The 15,597-nt window shown below is 45.3% G+C and carries 16 protein-coding genes; 9 read left to right on the plus strand and 7 right to left on the minus strand.

What is annotated here, in order from left to right; genetic code table 11:
- The first annotated feature begins 1 nt into the window (after position 1).
- Complete coding sequence (gene pstB, locus IX91_RS03295) at positions 2-820, plus strand: phosphate ABC transporter ATP-binding protein PstB (RefSeq protein WP_004747940.1); 819 nt, start codon at positions 2-4, stop codon at positions 818-820.
- Between the two features lie 49 nt (positions 821-869).
- A complete protein-coding gene (gene phoU, locus IX91_RS03300; RefSeq protein ID WP_004747942.1) occupies positions 870-1,568 on the plus strand; it encodes a phosphate signaling complex protein PhoU in 699 nt (232 codons plus the stop codon).
- Here the strand turns inward: phoU and IX91_RS03305 are convergent.
- The 6 genes from IX91_RS03305 to IX91_RS03330 all read right to left on the minus strand — a co-directional run bounded on the left by IX91_RS03305 (position 1,565) and on the right by IX91_RS03330 (position 6,202).
- On the minus strand, positions 1,565-2,077 hold the full coding sequence (locus IX91_RS03305; protein WP_004747944.1) for a hypothetical protein: 513 nt from the start codon (positions 2,075-2,077) through the stop codon (positions 1,565-1,567). The genes phoU and IX91_RS03305 overlap by 4 nt on opposite strands.
- Before the next feature lie 131 nt (positions 2,078-2,208).
- Positions 2,209-3,144 carry a LysR family transcriptional regulator gene (locus IX91_RS03310; RefSeq protein ID WP_004747946.1) on the minus strand — a complete coding sequence of 312 codons (936 nt, stop codon included), beginning with the start codon at positions 3,142-3,144 and terminating at the stop codon, positions 2,209-2,211.
- A gap of 12 nt (positions 3,145-3,156) precedes the next feature.
- The gene (gene ppk2, locus IX91_RS03315; protein WP_004747948.1) at positions 3,157-3,939 is read right to left on the minus strand and encodes a polyphosphate kinase 2; all 783 of its coding nucleotides are present in this window, start codon (positions 3,937-3,939) and stop codon (positions 3,157-3,159) included.
- A 54-nt stretch (positions 3,940-3,993) separates the two neighbouring features.
- On the minus strand, positions 3,994-4,746 hold the full coding sequence (locus tag IX91_RS03320; RefSeq protein ID WP_004747949.1) for a copper homeostasis protein CutC: 753 nt from the start codon (positions 4,744-4,746) through the stop codon (positions 3,994-3,996).
- Positions 4,747-4,903: 157 nt separating this feature from the next.
- Positions 4,904-5,206 (minus strand): YebG family protein, encoded by a 303-nt coding sequence (locus IX91_RS03325; protein ID WP_004747950.1) that lies wholly within the window; start codon positions 5,204-5,206, stop codon positions 4,904-4,906.
- Between the two features lie 102 nt (positions 5,207-5,308).
- Positions 5,309-6,202 carry a LysR family transcriptional regulator gene (locus IX91_RS03330; RefSeq protein WP_004747953.1) on the minus strand — a complete coding sequence of 298 codons (894 nt, stop codon included), beginning with the start codon at positions 6,200-6,202 and terminating at the stop codon, positions 5,309-5,311.
- A gap of 104 nt (positions 6,203-6,306) precedes the next feature.
- Here IX91_RS03330 and IX91_RS03335 point away from each other — a divergent pair, with 104 nt between their 5' ends.
- Positions 6,307-7,281, plus strand: a complete 975-nt coding sequence (locus IX91_RS03335) for a TDT family transporter (RefSeq protein WP_004749797.1) — start codon at positions 6,307-6,309, stop codon at positions 7,279-7,281.
- Here IX91_RS03335 and IX91_RS03340 read toward each other — a convergent pair.
- Positions 7,278-9,161 (minus strand): sigma-54-dependent Fis family transcriptional regulator, encoded by a 1,884-nt coding sequence (locus IX91_RS03340; RefSeq protein WP_004746256.1) that lies wholly within the window; start codon positions 9,159-9,161, stop codon positions 7,278-7,280. The genes IX91_RS03335 and IX91_RS03340 overlap by 4 nt on opposite strands.
- Before the next feature lie 343 nt (positions 9,162-9,504).
- Between IX91_RS03340 and IX91_RS03345 the strand changes: the two genes are divergently transcribed.
- The 6 genes from IX91_RS03345 to IX91_RS03370 all read left to right on the plus strand — a co-directional run bounded on the left by IX91_RS03345 (position 9,505) and on the right by IX91_RS03370 (position 15,515).
- Complete coding sequence (locus tag IX91_RS03345; RefSeq protein WP_004746257.1) at positions 9,505-10,593, plus strand: ABC transporter ATP-binding protein; 1,089 nt, start codon at positions 9,505-9,507, stop codon at positions 10,591-10,593.
- A 5-nt stretch (positions 10,594-10,598) separates the two neighbouring features.
- Positions 10,599-11,699 carry an ABC transporter ATP-binding protein gene (locus IX91_RS03350; protein ID WP_004746258.1) on the plus strand — a complete coding sequence of 367 codons (1,101 nt, stop codon included), beginning with the start codon at positions 10,599-10,601 and terminating at the stop codon, positions 11,697-11,699.
- Complete coding sequence (locus tag IX91_RS03355; protein ID WP_004746259.1) at positions 11,699-12,562, plus strand: carbohydrate ABC transporter permease; 864 nt, start codon at positions 11,699-11,701, stop codon at positions 12,560-12,562. Before IX91_RS03350 ends, IX91_RS03355 begins: the two co-directional genes overlap by 1 nt.
- A gap of 16 nt (positions 12,563-12,578) precedes the next feature.
- Positions 12,579-13,397, plus strand: coding sequence for a carbohydrate ABC transporter permease (locus IX91_RS03360; protein WP_004746260.1), 819 nt, complete (start codon positions 12,579-12,581; stop codon positions 13,395-13,397).
- Between the two features lie 11 nt (positions 13,398-13,408).
- Positions 13,409-13,681: a DUF2160 domain-containing protein gene (locus tag IX91_RS03365; protein ID WP_004746261.1), complete on the plus strand. Its 273-nt coding sequence runs from the start codon at positions 13,409-13,411 to the stop codon at positions 13,679-13,681.
- Positions 13,682-13,796: 115 nt separating this feature from the next.
- Positions 13,797-15,515 carry an ABC transporter substrate-binding protein gene (locus IX91_RS03370; RefSeq protein WP_004746262.1) on the plus strand — a complete coding sequence of 573 codons (1,719 nt, stop codon included), beginning with the start codon at positions 13,797-13,799 and terminating at the stop codon, positions 15,513-15,515.
- The last annotated feature ends 82 nt before the right edge of the window (positions 15,516-15,597 follow it).

The following is a 15,597-nucleotide window of genomic DNA, read 5'->3' on the forward strand; positions in this document are numbered from 1 at the left end:
CATGTTTTCAGTCAATCAAACACTCGGCTACCAAGCACCCTTAGATGTGAATAATCTGAGCGATGAGCAAACGGCGATTGCTATCGAAGGGTTGAACTTGTACTACCAAAACAGCCAGGCATTAAGTGATATCTCGATGCGAATTCCAAAAGGGCAGGTTACCGCGTTTATCGGCCCTTCTGGTTGTGGAAAATCGACACTGCTTCGTTGCATAAACCGCATGAATGATCTTGTTGATGGTTGCCGTGTCGAAGGCAAGGTCAAACTACACGGAAAAAACGTTTACCACCCGAAAGTTGATGTCGCCACGCTTCGCCGCCGAGTGGGTATGGTGTTCCAGCGCCCGAATCCGTTTCCCAAGTCTATCTACGAAAATGTGGTGTATGGCTTGCGTCTGCAAGGAATCAAAAATAGCCGCGCTCTCGATGATGCTGTCGAGCGCTCATTACGTGCTTCAGCGCTATGGGATGAAGTTAAAGATCGCTTACATGAAAATGCATTTGGATTGTCGGGTGGTCAGCAGCAGCGTTTGGTTATCGCGCGTGCAATTGCGATTGAACCTGAGGTACTGTTACTTGATGAGCCGACCTCAGCACTTGATCCTATTTCCACTTTAACTATTGAAGAGCTGATCAACGACCTGAAAACCAAATATACTGTAGTTATCGTTACCCATAACATGCAGCAGGCAGCGCGAGTGAGCGATCACACAGCCTTTATCCATATGGGTAAGTTGATCGAGTACTCAGATACCGACTCAATTTTTACGTCGCCATTGAAAAAGCAGACTGAAGATTATATTACGGGTCGATACGGCTAACTCGTCGTATTAGAATTTTTACTTATCCATTGGGAGATTAACGTTAACTATGAATTTTGGACGCCACATATCAGGTCAGTTTAATGTCGAGTTAGAGTCGATCCGAACCCACGTATTGACGATGGGTGGTTTGGTCGAGCAGCAGTTGTCGTTTGCGATGCAGGCGTTGCACAAAGAAGACATCGAACTGGCGAGAAAAGTGGTGCGCGATGATCATAAAGTTAACGCGATGGAAGTCTCAATCGATGAAGCCTGCACTCGTATCATTGCCAAGCGTCAGCCGACGGCAAAAGATTTACGACTGATTATGGCGATCATCAAGACGATTACCGATTTAGAACGCATTGGTGACGTCGCAACTAAAATTGCTTATGTGGCGATTGAAAGTCCATCTTCCAAAGAGCGCCAGTTCCATGTTTCATTAGAGCCGCTTTGCCGTCAAGCGATCAGCATGCTGCACCAAGTGTTGGATGCCTTTGCACGTATGGATGTTGATGCGGCAGCAGAAGTATACAAACTCGATGATAAGATTGACGCTGAATACGAAGCGGTGATCCGTCAGTTGATGACCTATATGATGGAAGACCCGAAAAATATTCCCAATATCCTTCAGGTCATGTGGTCTGCTCGTGCGATAGAACGAGTCGGGGATCGTTGCCAGAATATCTGTGAGTACATCATTTACTTTGTCAAAGGTAAAGATGTTCGCCACTTGGGCGAACAGAGTATTGATGATGCACTTCGTTAGAAGTGGAAGATAATCCCAGTAGAGAGGGTAGCGGACCAATTGTTTTCAAGCAGTGTTTTTTTCTTATCGATGTAATTGAAATCGCCACCTAGTCTAAAACCAATGTTATCAGTGGGGAAGACAACCCAAGCCGCTGAAAAGCTTGCCCCAGTGCCTTCGGCATAACGAGTATCGCCACTGAATATTGGCTCTCGATATCCTTCATACTCAACAACCCCAGCTTCTAGTTGCAGTCCAAATTTAATTGGTTGATCGATAAAGTGGTACTGTCCGCCAACACGGTAAGTTTTTAGCCTATCTTTATCCCAGAGTAACTCTGCTGAAGTATGGGAGTAACTTAAGTACAAAGCGTCCAAGCCAAGAACATCCGTTGCCCCAAGTTGCAGCCCACCCCCTGAAATACCAGAGCCAAAATATGGACCAATCTTAAATTCTGGTGAAATATGTAACCCAGTTGCTGAGGCAGTGATTGGAGCTAAAAGTGTGAGTGCTAAAAAGTGTTTTTTCATTGTTTGAAGACCATGAACTAAGGTTGAGAACTGTCTTCCTTGAATTGAAGCTATTCCGATGTGGCAATGTTAAAAAACGATTTAGATAATTTCTAATTAACACTTTTTATATGCGTGATAATCAATACTTATCACTTATGGTTAGATGAGATTTGCTGTTCTAGTGCGCTTTTTATTTCATGATGTAGCCATGCAATAAGAGGGTTATTGCGATTTTTGACATGGTACTGACTATATACACTCGTTTTTTTGAGTTTATCGTCGACGTTGACTTCTATTGCTCTCAAGCTTGGGTATTGATCGATAGGGAAGAGGTTTGAGTGAGGCATAAACATATCGGTGTGCTTGATTACGTCTATTATTGCCATGATCATTTCAGAGCGAAAACCTGTTCGCGCAGTCACCCCTTGTGACTTAAGAATTTGTTCAGCTAAACTTGCATGATCATTCCAACCAGGATTGATAAAGGAGGCAATTTCATAGCCCTCAAAGTCTTGTGGGTCTGCAATTGACTTAGTGATAGGGTGATCTTGACGAACTAAAACGTGTCCTGTTACTTCAATAAGGTGATTGATGTATATTTCTTTTGGAGCCGAAAGGTCGTAATTAACTCCAATTAAGACTTGTCCCTTACTGATTTCTTCAAGAGTTGCATGAGTCCAACTTACAAGCTCGATTTCAGCGTTAGGGGCTTGGGCTCTCAATTGTTGAAACAATGTTCCAGATAAGCAGCTTAACACCATTGGGGCTAGAGCAATCTTGAGCTTGGAGTTGACTTCACTAGGGTCGAATTTTTGTGAGGCATTGAGTGCGTTAGCCAATCCATCTAAGTGGGGAGTGATTGACTCAGCAAGCTCAATGGCAAAAGAGGTCGGCTCTAATCCTTTGGGAACTTTGACAAAAAGATCATCATCAAAATGATGACGTAGCTTCTGCAAAGCTTGGCTAATTGCGGGCTGAGAGACAAACAGACGCTGAGAAGCCTTGCGCATATTAAGCTCTTGAGACAGGACCAAGAAGGTTCTCAAAAGGTTTAAATCTAAGTTGTAAAACAGATCTTTTGCCATGCACTAATAACCCTAATACTTCTCAGGAACAAAGGTTTGTTCTTCAAGTGGAGCTCGAATATAACCTTCTTTGTTAAGCTCTGGTAGCTCGATCTCTGGGTAGGTAATATCCTGATACTCAATTTGTTCAAGTAGATGGCTAATGCAGTTTAGGCGAGCACGTTTTTTATCATCTGAAGGGACTACCCACCATGGGCATTGTTTGGTGTCTGTATAGGCAAACATCTTATCTTTGGCCTCAGAGTATTCAGCCCAGCGGTTGCGCGATTCTAAGTCCATTGGGCTGAACTTCCAGCGCTTGATCGGAGTTTTGATTCGCTCTAAAAAGCGTTTTTCCTGTTCTTCATCGGAGACGGAAAACCAATATTTTAGCAAGATGATGCCAGATCGCTGCAACATGCGCTCAAATTCAGGGCAAGATCGCAGAAACTCATCGTACTGCTCATCAGAGCAAAAGCCCATCACCTTTTCAACACCCGCTCGGTTGTACCAACTGCGGTCAAAAAGGACTATTTCACCTGCGGCAGGGAGGTGTGCAACGTAACGTTGGAAGTACCATTGGGTTTTCTCTTTCTCTGTGGGGGCGGGCAATGCGGCGATTCGGCAAATCCTTGGATTGAGTTTTTCAGTGATGCGCTTGATAACACCACCTTTCCCTGCGGCATCACGACCTTCAAAGATCACAACAACTTTCAGCCCCTCTTGCTTAACCCACTCTTGTAGCTTTACCAACTCAATTTGAAGGCGTTGAAGTTCCTTTTCGTAAAACTTCTTATCCAGTTTGCTCTTAGCCATAGCGCACTCCTTTGTTATCAAAAGGTTAGCACTTGTGGAGTAGGGATGAGAGTTTTATCGCTGAGAACTGAGAGCCTCTACGACCTTTTCGATGGCTGCGCTATTGGTCACTGGAATAATGAAATCGTCGACGTTCTGATTACCCATTTTGGCTTCTTCGCTGACGTTAGTCATGTAGCTTGATCGGGTACTCTTACCGGATAGATGAACTTCTCTGACGCCAGTTTGTTGAACGATGCTTTGAACATTGTCGGCTGTTAGTCCAGCACCTGCCATGATTGAGATTCTACCGTCAGCGACTTTGACCATCTGTTGCAGAACCTCTTTTCCTTGTTCTACATTGGCAGCCAAACCTGAAGTAAGGGTACGCTCGCAGCCTAATGAAATTATCTGTTCAAGAGCTTGCTGCCAGTTGCTGCTTTGGTCAATGGCACGGTGGAAAGTGATACCTAAGTTATACAACTTGGCGCGTTGAGTCAGCTGTTCGGCTAACGGCATATCGATATGTCCATCCGCACTCAGCACACCCAGTACTACGCCTGCCAATCCAGCCTCTGCTGCTGCTTCGATATCGAGTAACATTGCTTCAATATCATCTTGGTCGTACAAGAAGTCTCCTTGCCTTGGTCTAATCATGGCGTAGACAGGGATAGGGGAGATTAGCGCCGCTTTTTTCATAAAACCAAAGCTAGGCGTTAATCCACCAAGCGCTAGAGAGGAGCATAGCTCGATGCGTGTTGCGCCACCTGTAATCGCATTATGCAGTGATTCAAGATTATCGATACAAACTTCAACGTGGTACTTCATAGGTAGAGCTCTCTGAGGATAAGATTGGCGTTATTTTAGCAGTCACCGCGGAAGATATTAGGGTAAAGGTCGAAGATTTGATTTCCTCAAAAATGAGTGGGAGAAAATAAAAAACCTCAGCATTAGCTGAGGTTTAAGATCTTGAGCAGGAGCTAGATTAAGCTGCGTCGTCTTGTGCTGGTTCAGCGTCTTCGACTGCTTCAACCTTTTTAGGCTTCTTAGGTGCAGGTTTGCGTTTTGCACCCAGTGCGTAGAGCACTTCTTCTTTGTTTTGCGCTAGGAACATAGCCAAGTCTTCTTTCTTGCCTTCGTCTTCTAGCAGTTCACTTTTACCTAGTAGCTCAAAAAGCTCATCAGCCATATCAAGCATTTTGTCATATGCGTCAGCTTCCGCTTTAGAGGTAAAAGTCATTTTCTCTTCTCCGTTGCGTTCTACCACGTACTTGACGATTACAGCCATGGTTGGTCCTCTAACTCAAATTATCAAAAATATTTACTGTCTGTTTATACAGTTTTTAACCAATTAAGTCTAGACGAGAGCACCAAACTGAGAGCTAAGTGGTCAGCCTTTGTTCCACCTATGGCAAAATTCAATAAAGGATTTGAGCAATGGGCTCTGATATTTTTCTTTATGTACCAGTAACCAGTAGCGCCTTTTCATATCCAAAGAGAGTTTAAGTTCTACCACTCTACCATCGGTTAACGCCGGCTGAGCCGCGAGTTTAGATAAGCAACCCAATCCAAGCCCAGCAGAGACACTGTTAATCAAAGCTTCTGTGGTGTTGAGCTGAAATGATTCATGCCACTGTTCAATACGCGGAGCGATAGCGCGAAGGAAAAACTCTCTCGAGCCTGAACCCGGCTCGCGCAATATCCACTCACTCTCTTCTAAATCACCAACACTAAACCTTTGTTTATTTGCCAGGGGCGAATCAGGGGAGCAGATCACGCACATCTCGTCTTGGCTGAATTGAGTGGAAATAAGTTCAGGGTGCAGTGTTTTTCCTTCAATAAGTGCAAGATCGAGCTCATAGTCGACCAACTTCTGACAGATCAATGCAGAGTTGGAGATAAACAAGCTTTGCGAGTGGTGATTGGTATGGCGGCGAAAATCACTAATTAGATAAGGCGCAACTTGATTACCTATGGTGTCACTAGCCCCAATTCTTAGTTCACCCGTTAATGTCTGGTCATTATCAAATAACTGTTCAATATCTTGCGCCCGCTCAATGAGTTCGTCCGCTAAAGGCAGTAGTTTCTGCCCTTCTTGATTGAGGATAAGTCGGTTATTGACTCTGTCGAACAATGAATGGCCGATTTGTTTTTCTAGCTCTGACAACGCCATGCTGACTGCCGCCTTGGACAAAAACAAGGCTTCTGACGCTGCTGTTAACGTGTCATGTTGCGTGATTGAGATAAACACTCTGAGCTGTTTTAGAGAAATATTCGTGGCCATAGCTTCGTTAAGATTGTCTGAACATATGTTCTAAATAATTAGATATTATCGAACGATTGGCAAGCGTAAACTAGCTCCATGGTAAGCAAACTAGGTAAATAAAGATGATTAAAGCAGCAAAAGCAAAAGTGATGGGTGCGCCTACTCCTATGGCAGGCTTAGCGCTTGGTATCGCCAGTTTAGGATGGTGTTGGGAAAATGCAGCCCCATTTGATGGTTATGCTCAGTGGAGTGGTGCGGCAATCGCAAGTGTATTGCTGGCTGTTCTAGCAGTAAAATTTCTCTTTCATAATCATCTATTGCGTGAAGATCTTGCTCATCCTGTCGTGGGTAGTGTTGTACCAACGTTTGCGATGGGCACTATGGTGGTTTCGAATTCTTTAGGGCACTTTTACCCTTTAGCTGGCGACTTACTTTGGCTGTTTGCGGTTGGTCTTCACATTGTGTTTCTAGTCAGTTTTATCTACCACAGAGCGCAAGAGTTTGAATTGCACCATATGGTACCGAGTTGGTTCGTACCACCGGTAGGCATCATAGTGGCTGATGTATCTTTCTCAGGTAACCCTGTCTTGAGCCATATTGCAGATGGTACGCTATTGTTCGGAATGGTTGCCTATGCCGTGATGCTGCCAATGATGATTTATCGCTTTATGTTTACTCATGAGATTCCTGACGCAGCAAAACCAACCATGGCGATCATGGCAGCACCTGCCAGCCTATCGTTAGCGGGATATTTAACGGTCACTGCTGACCCTTCACCTGTGATCATTGGTCTGCTGTTTGGCATTGCGATTTTGATGACAGCTATTATCTACTTGGCTTTCTTTAAATTACTCAGACTGCCATTCAGCCCTGGTTACGCAGCATTTACCTTCCCAATGGTGATTGGTGCAACAGCGCTATTTAAACTTGCCGCATGGATGGAAACTATTGGCGTTGCAAACAAGTACATTGTGCAAGTGCAATGGATAGCCGCCATTGAACTGGTTGTGGCGACCTTAGTCGTTAGCTACGTGGCCTTAAGATATCTCACCTTCTACAAACCTGTGAGCAATGCATTGGGCTTAGCATCAAATTAACGCAGTCCTTGTTCTCTCAGCCGTTTATACAAGGTGTTGCGGCTGATATTCAAATCTTTCGCGGTCGCAGAAACATTGCGGCCGTTTTGCTCATAAACGCTTAGCCAGTCTCCTTGGTCTAACTCGGATTGCTCTGGAGGAGTCAGCAGACTGATATTGGTTGTTGCCATCGCGATTGGCTCTAGTTGCTGTGCTTCAAGGTCATGCAGTTCAAGATCATGCAAAAAGTCATCAGGAAGATGTTCGACACAGATAGTCTCATCGCCAGCCATCGCAATCGCAATTTGAATCACACTGACCATCTGTCTGATATTACCCGGCCAAGGGTGTGACTTAAACATGGCTAGCACTTCTAGGCTAATATTGGGCGTTTCCTCATCGAGCGCGTATTTGGCTAGCAAGAACTTCACTAATGCTTCTTTGTCTGTTCTCTCCCTCAGAGCAGGCAGAGATAGATTGAGTCCCGTAACTCGGTAGTATAAATCTTGGCGAAATGTCCCTCTCTCTACATCCTGTTTTAAATTCCGGTTTGTCGCAGAAACTAATTTAAAGTCAACAGGATATGATGTGGTTGAACCGAGTGGCGTTACTTTACGTTCTTGCAAGACGCGCAGCAGTCTAGCCTGAACATTCATTGGCATATCGCCCAATTCATCTAAGAACAAGGTACCTTTGTCTGCCTTGCGGATTAATCCGATATAGCCTTTGTTGTTCGCTCCTGTGAAAGCGCCTTTTTCGTATCCGAATAGCTCTGACTCCACTAACTCGGCCGGAATTGCTGCGCAGTTAACGGCAATCATAGGAGCGTGTTTTCGTTCACTAGATAGGTGTAGAGCGTTGACGAACACCTCTTTACCTACGCCCGTTTCGCCCTGAATCAAGATAGGAATATCGGTATTTAGAATCCGACTTGCCTGAGCAATCGCTTTTGCCAATCTAGGATCGCCCATGTTTAAGCGCTCCAAATCCAGCGGTGCTTTTGCGTCTTTTAAGTCGGTCTTAGGAATCGATTTACGGTAGTCAATTTGTCTTCCTTGAGGCACCTTAGGTGGGGTAATAATACCAAAAAAGCTAAAGCGTGAATGGGTGCTAATCGCCGTAGGATTGAAAGGAGGGTGAGACAACAGCTGTTCAAGCTTAATATCAAAAATCTGTTCCAGTCTTTGCAAAGCTAGATCTTGTCCGAGTACGACTTCTGCACGTCGATTCGCAGAAACAATCACACCCTGTTCATTGAACACCAGTAAAGATGACCACTGGCTATCAATGTTTTCAGGGGAAGTGTTAAACCACAGTAGATAGTGATCAGATTGAAATTTAGAGGCGATGAGTTGGTTCTCAATTGCTTGTGACATCAACTTCACCATACCCAAGGTATGAGCCGTCGGCATGTAGGCATCGCTAGAAATAGACAATACACCAGCCATCTTTCTGTCGGCATCAAATAGCGGCGCAGCTGAACCCGTCATAAATCGATTGGATGTCAAAAAGTGTTCATCGTGAAACACCTGAACAATAGAACCCGTTTCAAGGGCAGTACCTATCGCGTTGGTGCCGATAAGTCCTTCCTGCCAATGCACACCGTTTTGGAAAACCTGTGGTTGCCTTTGCGAGAAAAAGCGTTGTTCACCCCAGCTGTTCAACACCTGACCATTCGTGTTTGCTAGTGTAATCAAGCAATTGCTATTGGAAAGTAAGCTGTCATAGAAAGGCAATACCTTTTGCTGAGTTGTCGTCAGCAACCCCGAGTGTTCTTCGAGAGTGTGCGAAAAGGCTTGTCCTGTTTCCATCTCTATTATCGGGTTGCTGTTGTGAACTAGCCCAGCATCCCGACAGCGTTGCCAAGAGCTCTCGATCATTGATTGATGTTTTTTGTCCATAGTGTTGGCCAATAGCAGCGATACAAAGTCATTTTTAAGTAATTATTCTAATTGTTCGTATGTGAACGTTAATGATCACAAACGCTCACTTAACATATCACTCATCTGAACACCTTGAACATGTTTTGAACACATTTTATTAACAAATGTTACGGTGGTCTCATATGTGGAATGAGTATGAAATCTAGGTCCTTACTGAGTTTTTAGTCACAATATCCTTATGTTTAAAGGGCTGGAAAACTGTATTGTAAAATAATTGTTTCAAATTTTGTAAGTTGGCATGACTCTCGCTCTACCGAACAATATCGAAAAAAATTATTGTTCGAATGGTAAGGAGTTTTTAGTGTCATTAACACTTGAGCAGGTAAGCAAATACGTTGACGGTGAGATGCATATCTCAGACGTTAACCTCACCTTTGAGCCTGGTTCGTTCAATGTGTTGCTAGGACGCACATTGGCAGGAAAGACCTCGTTGATGCGACTTATCGCAGGTCTAGACAAACCAACATCAGGGAAGATTCTGGTAAACGGCGTGGATGTCACGGGAGTCTCCGTAAGGGAGCGTAACATCTCGATGGTGTATCAGCAGTTCATTAATTATCCCAACCTAAGCGTGTTTGAGAACGTGGCTTCGCCACTACGCTTGGCGGGTATGCCAGAGAAAGAGATTCAAGAGCGTGTTCACGCAACCGCAGAAATGTTGCGCATTACTGAACACTTGAAGAAACATCCACTAGAGCTTTCTGGCGGTCAGCAGCAGCGTACAGCGATGGCTCGCGCTTTAGTTAAAGATGCGGAAATCATTCTTTTTGATGAACCGCTCGTAAACCTCGACTACAAGCTACGTGAAGAGTTGCGTCAAGAAATGCGTGAGCTATTCCAAACCAGGCACACCATTGCGATTTACGCGACAACGGAGCCGAATGAAGCGCTTGCGCTTGGCGGTACAACCACAATTCTGCATGAAGGTCAGGTGATTCAATCTGGCCCGACTGCCTCGGTTTATCACCAACCAGATAATGTTGATTCAGCAACCTTGTTTAGTGAACCACCTATCAACTTGATCTCAGGTGCAGTAACCAGCAATGAAGTGACGTTTGATAAGAGTGCTCATTTCCCACTTAACCAGTCTCTCAGTAAGTTGGATAAAGGGGAGTACCAGTTTGGTATTCGCCCGAGCCATCTGAGTTTACTGCCAAAAAATGACGACGATGTAGAGCTAACTGTTCAGGTAGAAGTCGCTGAGATCAGTGGCTCTGAGACGTTTCTCCATGTACGTAATGCGCACCTCGATATGGTGCTGCACTTACCAGGCGTACATACCTACGATGTGGATGAGACGATCAAAATCTATATTCCAATCCACAAATTTTATGTCTTTGGTATGGATCAGAACCTTATCCATGCCCCGATTCGTGATGTTAGGGGGTAGTCGTCATGGTTCAAATTACACTCAATTCGCTCGCGCATACTTATGATAAGAAACCAACGGCTTCATCGCCTTATGCGATTAAAGAGATGAATCATGTTTGGAAGCAGGGCGGTGCATACGCTCTATTGGGGCCATCGGGCTGTGGTAAGTCGACACTGTTGAACATTATTTCTGGATTGATGAGCCCATCTCAAGGTGATGTGATGTTTGATGACATGCGAGTCAACGAGCTTCGCCCGCAAGACCGCAATATCGCTCAGGTTTTCCAGTTTCCAGTCATCTACGACACCATGTCTGTCTACGACAACTTGGCGTTTCCACTGCGCAACATGAAGGTACACAAGGCAAAGGTTCACTCCAAAGTGACCGAAATTGCTGAAATCTTAGAGCTGACCAATGTGCTGTCGAAAAAAGCGCAACACCTTACCGCAGATGAAAAGCAGAAAGTGTCGATGGGGCGCGGTCTGGTGCGAGATGACGTGTCGGCGATTTTGTTCGATGAACCGCTCACCGTTATCGATCCGCAGTTGAAGTGGAAACTGCGCCGCAAGCTAAAGCAAATCCATCAGCAGTTCAATATCACCATGGTGTACGTCACACACGATCAGCTTGAAGCGTCGACGTTCGCTGATGAAATTGCCGTGATGTACAACGGCCAGATTGTTCAATTTGGTACTCCAAGAGAGTTGTTTGAAAGACCGAACCACACCTTTGTTGGTTACTTTATTGGCAGTCCAGGGATGAACTTAATGGAGGTGACACCAACGGATAATGGCGTGATGTTCGATGGAGTTGAAGTACCGTTATCTGAGTCCTACCGTCATGCCATTGCTCAAGCAGGTAGCAACAACATCAAGATCGGCATTCGACCTGAATTTGTTCATGTATGGGAGAAGGGCAATGAGTCTGCGCTGCGTTGTGAAGTGTTGCACGTTGAAGACTTAGGTACCTACAAGATTGTCACACTGCAATTGGGTAACAAACAAATCAAAGCACGTCTTCAAGAGGATCAACCTGTTCCAGAAAAAGAGGCTTACATCAGCTTCCCTGAACAATGGACCATGCTGTATGTCGATGAATTCTTAGTCAATGTAGGGGAAGAGTAATGGATAAGGTAGCAAACAATAAAGCGTGGTTCCTCGTTCTACCCGTCTTCATATTGGTCGCCTTCAGTGCGATTGTGCCTTTAATGACCGTAGTGAACTATTCGCTGCAGGATATCTTTGATGCTAACACCGCATACTTTGTTGGCACCGAGTGGTATCGAGAAATTCTCAATGATGATCGATTACATGGCGCGCTGCTTCGTCAGTTTGGTTTTACTTTCACGATTTTGCTTATCGAAGTTCCGCTAGGGATCATTGTTGCTCTGACAATGCCAACCAAAGGTAAGTGGTCTGCATTTTGTCTGATTGTGTTAGCGATTCCATTGCTTATTCCACTTAACGTGGTCGGCACGATCTGGCAGATCTTTGGTCGTGCAGATATCGGTTTGTTTGGTTGGGCACTCAATGGCATGGGGATTGACTACAACTACGCGGGTAACCCAATTGATGCATGGCTAACGGTTATTCTAATGGATGTCTGGCACTGGACATCGTTAATCGCGTTGCTGTGTTATTCAGGCTTGCGCGCTATTCCTGATGCTTACTATCAGGCGGCGAACATCGACCGCGCTTCTACTTGGTCAATCATTCGTTACATTCAGCTGCCGAAGCTAAAGAGTGTGCTGTTAATCGGCATTCTTATCCGCTTTATGGACAGCTTCATGATTTACACCGAACCGTTTGTTTTGACGGGTGGTGGTCCAGGTAACTCAACGACCTTCCTCAGCCAAACGCTGACCAAAATGGCTATCGGCCAGTTCGATATTGGTCCTGCAGCCGCTTTCTCAATTATCTATTTCCTAATCATCTTGTTGGTGAGTTGGGTGTTCTATACCGCAATGACGCACGGTGAAAACAAGTAAGGAAACTACAATGGCGATGACAAAATCAAAATACACCCGCTATACACAAATTGTCGGGTTAGCGTTCTACATCATCTGTTTGATGCTGCCGATTTACTGGTTACTTAACATGTCTTTCAAGGAGAACCAGGAAATCTTAGGTGGACTGAGCTTTCTGCCAGAGACTTGGACGCTGAAAAACTATGCGACCATCTTCTCTGATTCAAGCTGGTACATGGGGTACGTGAATTCCATCATTTACGTGGTCATGAATATGGTTATTACCTTAACAGTGGCTCTGCCAGCCGCATACGCTTTCTCGCGTTTTAAGTTTATTGGCGACAACCACCTGTTCTTTTGGCTGTTGACCAACAAAATGGCGCCACCAGCAGTATTCCTGCTGCCATTCTTCCAGCTTTACTCGTCGGTTGGTCTTTTCGATACCCATATTGCGGTCGCGCTTGCGCACTGTTTGTTCAATGTCCCTTTGGCGGTATGGATTCTTGAAGGCTTTATGTCGAGTGTGCCACGTGAAATCGATGAGACCGCTTACATTGACGGTTACAGCTTTCCAAAGTTTTTCGTGAAAATCTTTTTGCCGATGATCCGTTCGGGGATTGGGGTCTCGGCTTTTTTCTGCTTCATGTTCAGCTGGGTGGAGTTGCTACTCGCACGTACGCTGACCTCTATTGATGCCAAGCCTATATCTGCGGTTATGACCCGTACTGTTAGTGCGTCTGGCATTGACTGGGGTGTACTGGCGGCTGCCGGTGTGCTGACCATTTTACCAGGTATTTTGGTTATCTGGTTCGTGAGAAACCATGTTGCGAAAGGCTTCGCACTGGGTCGAGTTTAAGGAGATAAATCATGGCTTGGATGGCATGGACAACACCTTCAGCACTGTTCTTTCTGGGGATTGCGCTGATCTTACTCACAATGACGATTCGAGAAATTCGTACGCCATGTATTGAGCGTAAAGGATTTCTTCCTATCACCACCACACGTGGCGATCGTCTGTTTATCGGGTTATTAAGCTCCGCATTTATCCATCTTGGGTTTGTAGGGCTGACTGAATTATCTATTTGGGTGCCATTTACGCTTTGCGTGATCTGGCTGGGTACAGTTTTGAAATGGGGATAAATACAACTGACTGACATGTGCTCATTACCAGTCTGACAGGATGCCATAGTCGCTAGGTAATGAGTGTAATCAATAACGTAAGAGACAGAATACTCATAACTGGAGTTACACAATAATGAAAAAGGATATCAAAAAGTCTTACCTTGCACGTAGCTTAGCACTGACCTTTGCGCTTGCTGCAATCTCTCCTGCTGCGCTAGCTGACATGGCGGCGGCAAAACAATGGATGAGTGAAGAGTTTACTCCGACGACCTTGTCACAGGATGAACAAACGCAAGAGATGCAGTGGTTTATCGATGCTGCTAAGCCTTACCAAGGTATGGAAATCAATGTTGCTTCTGAAACCATTACTACGCACGAGTACGAAGCGAAAGTATTGGCAAAGGCATTCTATGAAATCACAGGGATCAAGGTAAATCATGACCTGATTCAAGAAGGTGATGTAGTAGAAAAGCTACAAACTCAGATGCAAACAGGGCGTAACATCTACGACGCCTACATTAACGATTCCGACTTGATTGGTACTCACGTTCGTTACGGTAAAGTTGTACCTATTTCAGACTTCATGGAAGGTGAAGGGAAAAGCGTAACTAACCCATACTTAGACCTGCAAGATTTTATTGGCCTGGACTTCACGACAGGCCCTGACGGCAAGCTCTATCAACTTCCTGACCAACAGTTCGCGAACCTGTACTGGTTCCGCGCAGACTGGTTTGAACGCGAAGATTTGAAAGCTAAGTTCAAGAAAGCGTATGGCTATGAGCTGGGTGTACCTTTGAACTGGTCTGCGTATGAAGATATTGCCGAGTTCTTTACCGATAAAGTTAAGACCATCGATGGCGAGCCTGTATACGGTCACATGGATTACGGTAAGAAAGATCCTTCACTAGGCTGGCGTTTCACGGACTCGTGGTTCTCAATGGCGGGTGCGGGTGACAAAGGTATTCCAAACGGTCTACCAGTTGATGAATGGGGTATTCGTATTGAAGGTTGTAAGCCAGTTGGCTCAGATGTCGCTCGTGGCGGCGCAACTAACGGCCCAGCAGCAGTTTATGCAACGACCAAATATGTGGATTGGCTTAAGCAGTACGCGCCACCAGAAGCTCAGGGTATGACATTTGGTGAAGCAGGCCCAGTTCCAGCTCAAGGTTCTATCGCGCAGCAAATCTTCTGGTATACCGCCTTTACTGCTGATATGACCAAGCCAGGTCTTCCTGTTGTTAATGAAGACGGCACACCTAAATGGCGTATGGCTCCGTCACCACGTGGTCCATACTGGGAAGACGGTATGAAGCTAGGTTACCAAGATGCGGGATCGTGGACATTCCTCAACAGTACACCTGTTGATCGTCGTCAGGCTGCATGGTTATACGCTCAGTTTGTGGTTTCTAAATCAGTCAGCTTGAAGAAAACTCTGGTTGGTCTAACGCCAATTCGTGAGTCGGATATCAACTCAGACGCGATGACGGAAGCGGCGCCAAAACTGGGTGGCTTGGTTGAGTTCTACCGCAGTGATGCTCGTAAACAATGGACACCAACAGGAACCAACGTGCCAGATTATCCAAAACTGGCTCAGCTTTGGTGGCAATACGTTTCTGAAGCAGCAAGCGGTGAGAAAACACCTCAAGAAGCACTGGATGGTCTAGCAAAAGCACAAGACCGAGTACTGCAACGTCTAGAGCGTAGTGGTGCACAAGGTGAGTGTGGTCCTCAGCTGAATCCGAAGAAAGACCCAGAACACTGGTTATCTCAGCTAGGTGCTCCAAAAGCGAAACTGGCTAACGAGAAGCCACAAGGTAAGACTATTGCTTACAAAGATCTCATCGCTCAATAAGGTTTTATCGCCTTAATTGATGATTTCTCCCTCCTACCCGCTCTTGTCTGTTTAAGGCTTGAGCGGGTATTTTGATTCGAGC

The sequence above is a fragment of the Vibrio tubiashii ATCC 19109 genome (assembly GCF_000772105.1).
GTDB classification, from domain to species: Bacteria; Pseudomonadota; Gammaproteobacteria; order Enterobacterales; family Vibrionaceae; genus Vibrio; species Vibrio tubiashii.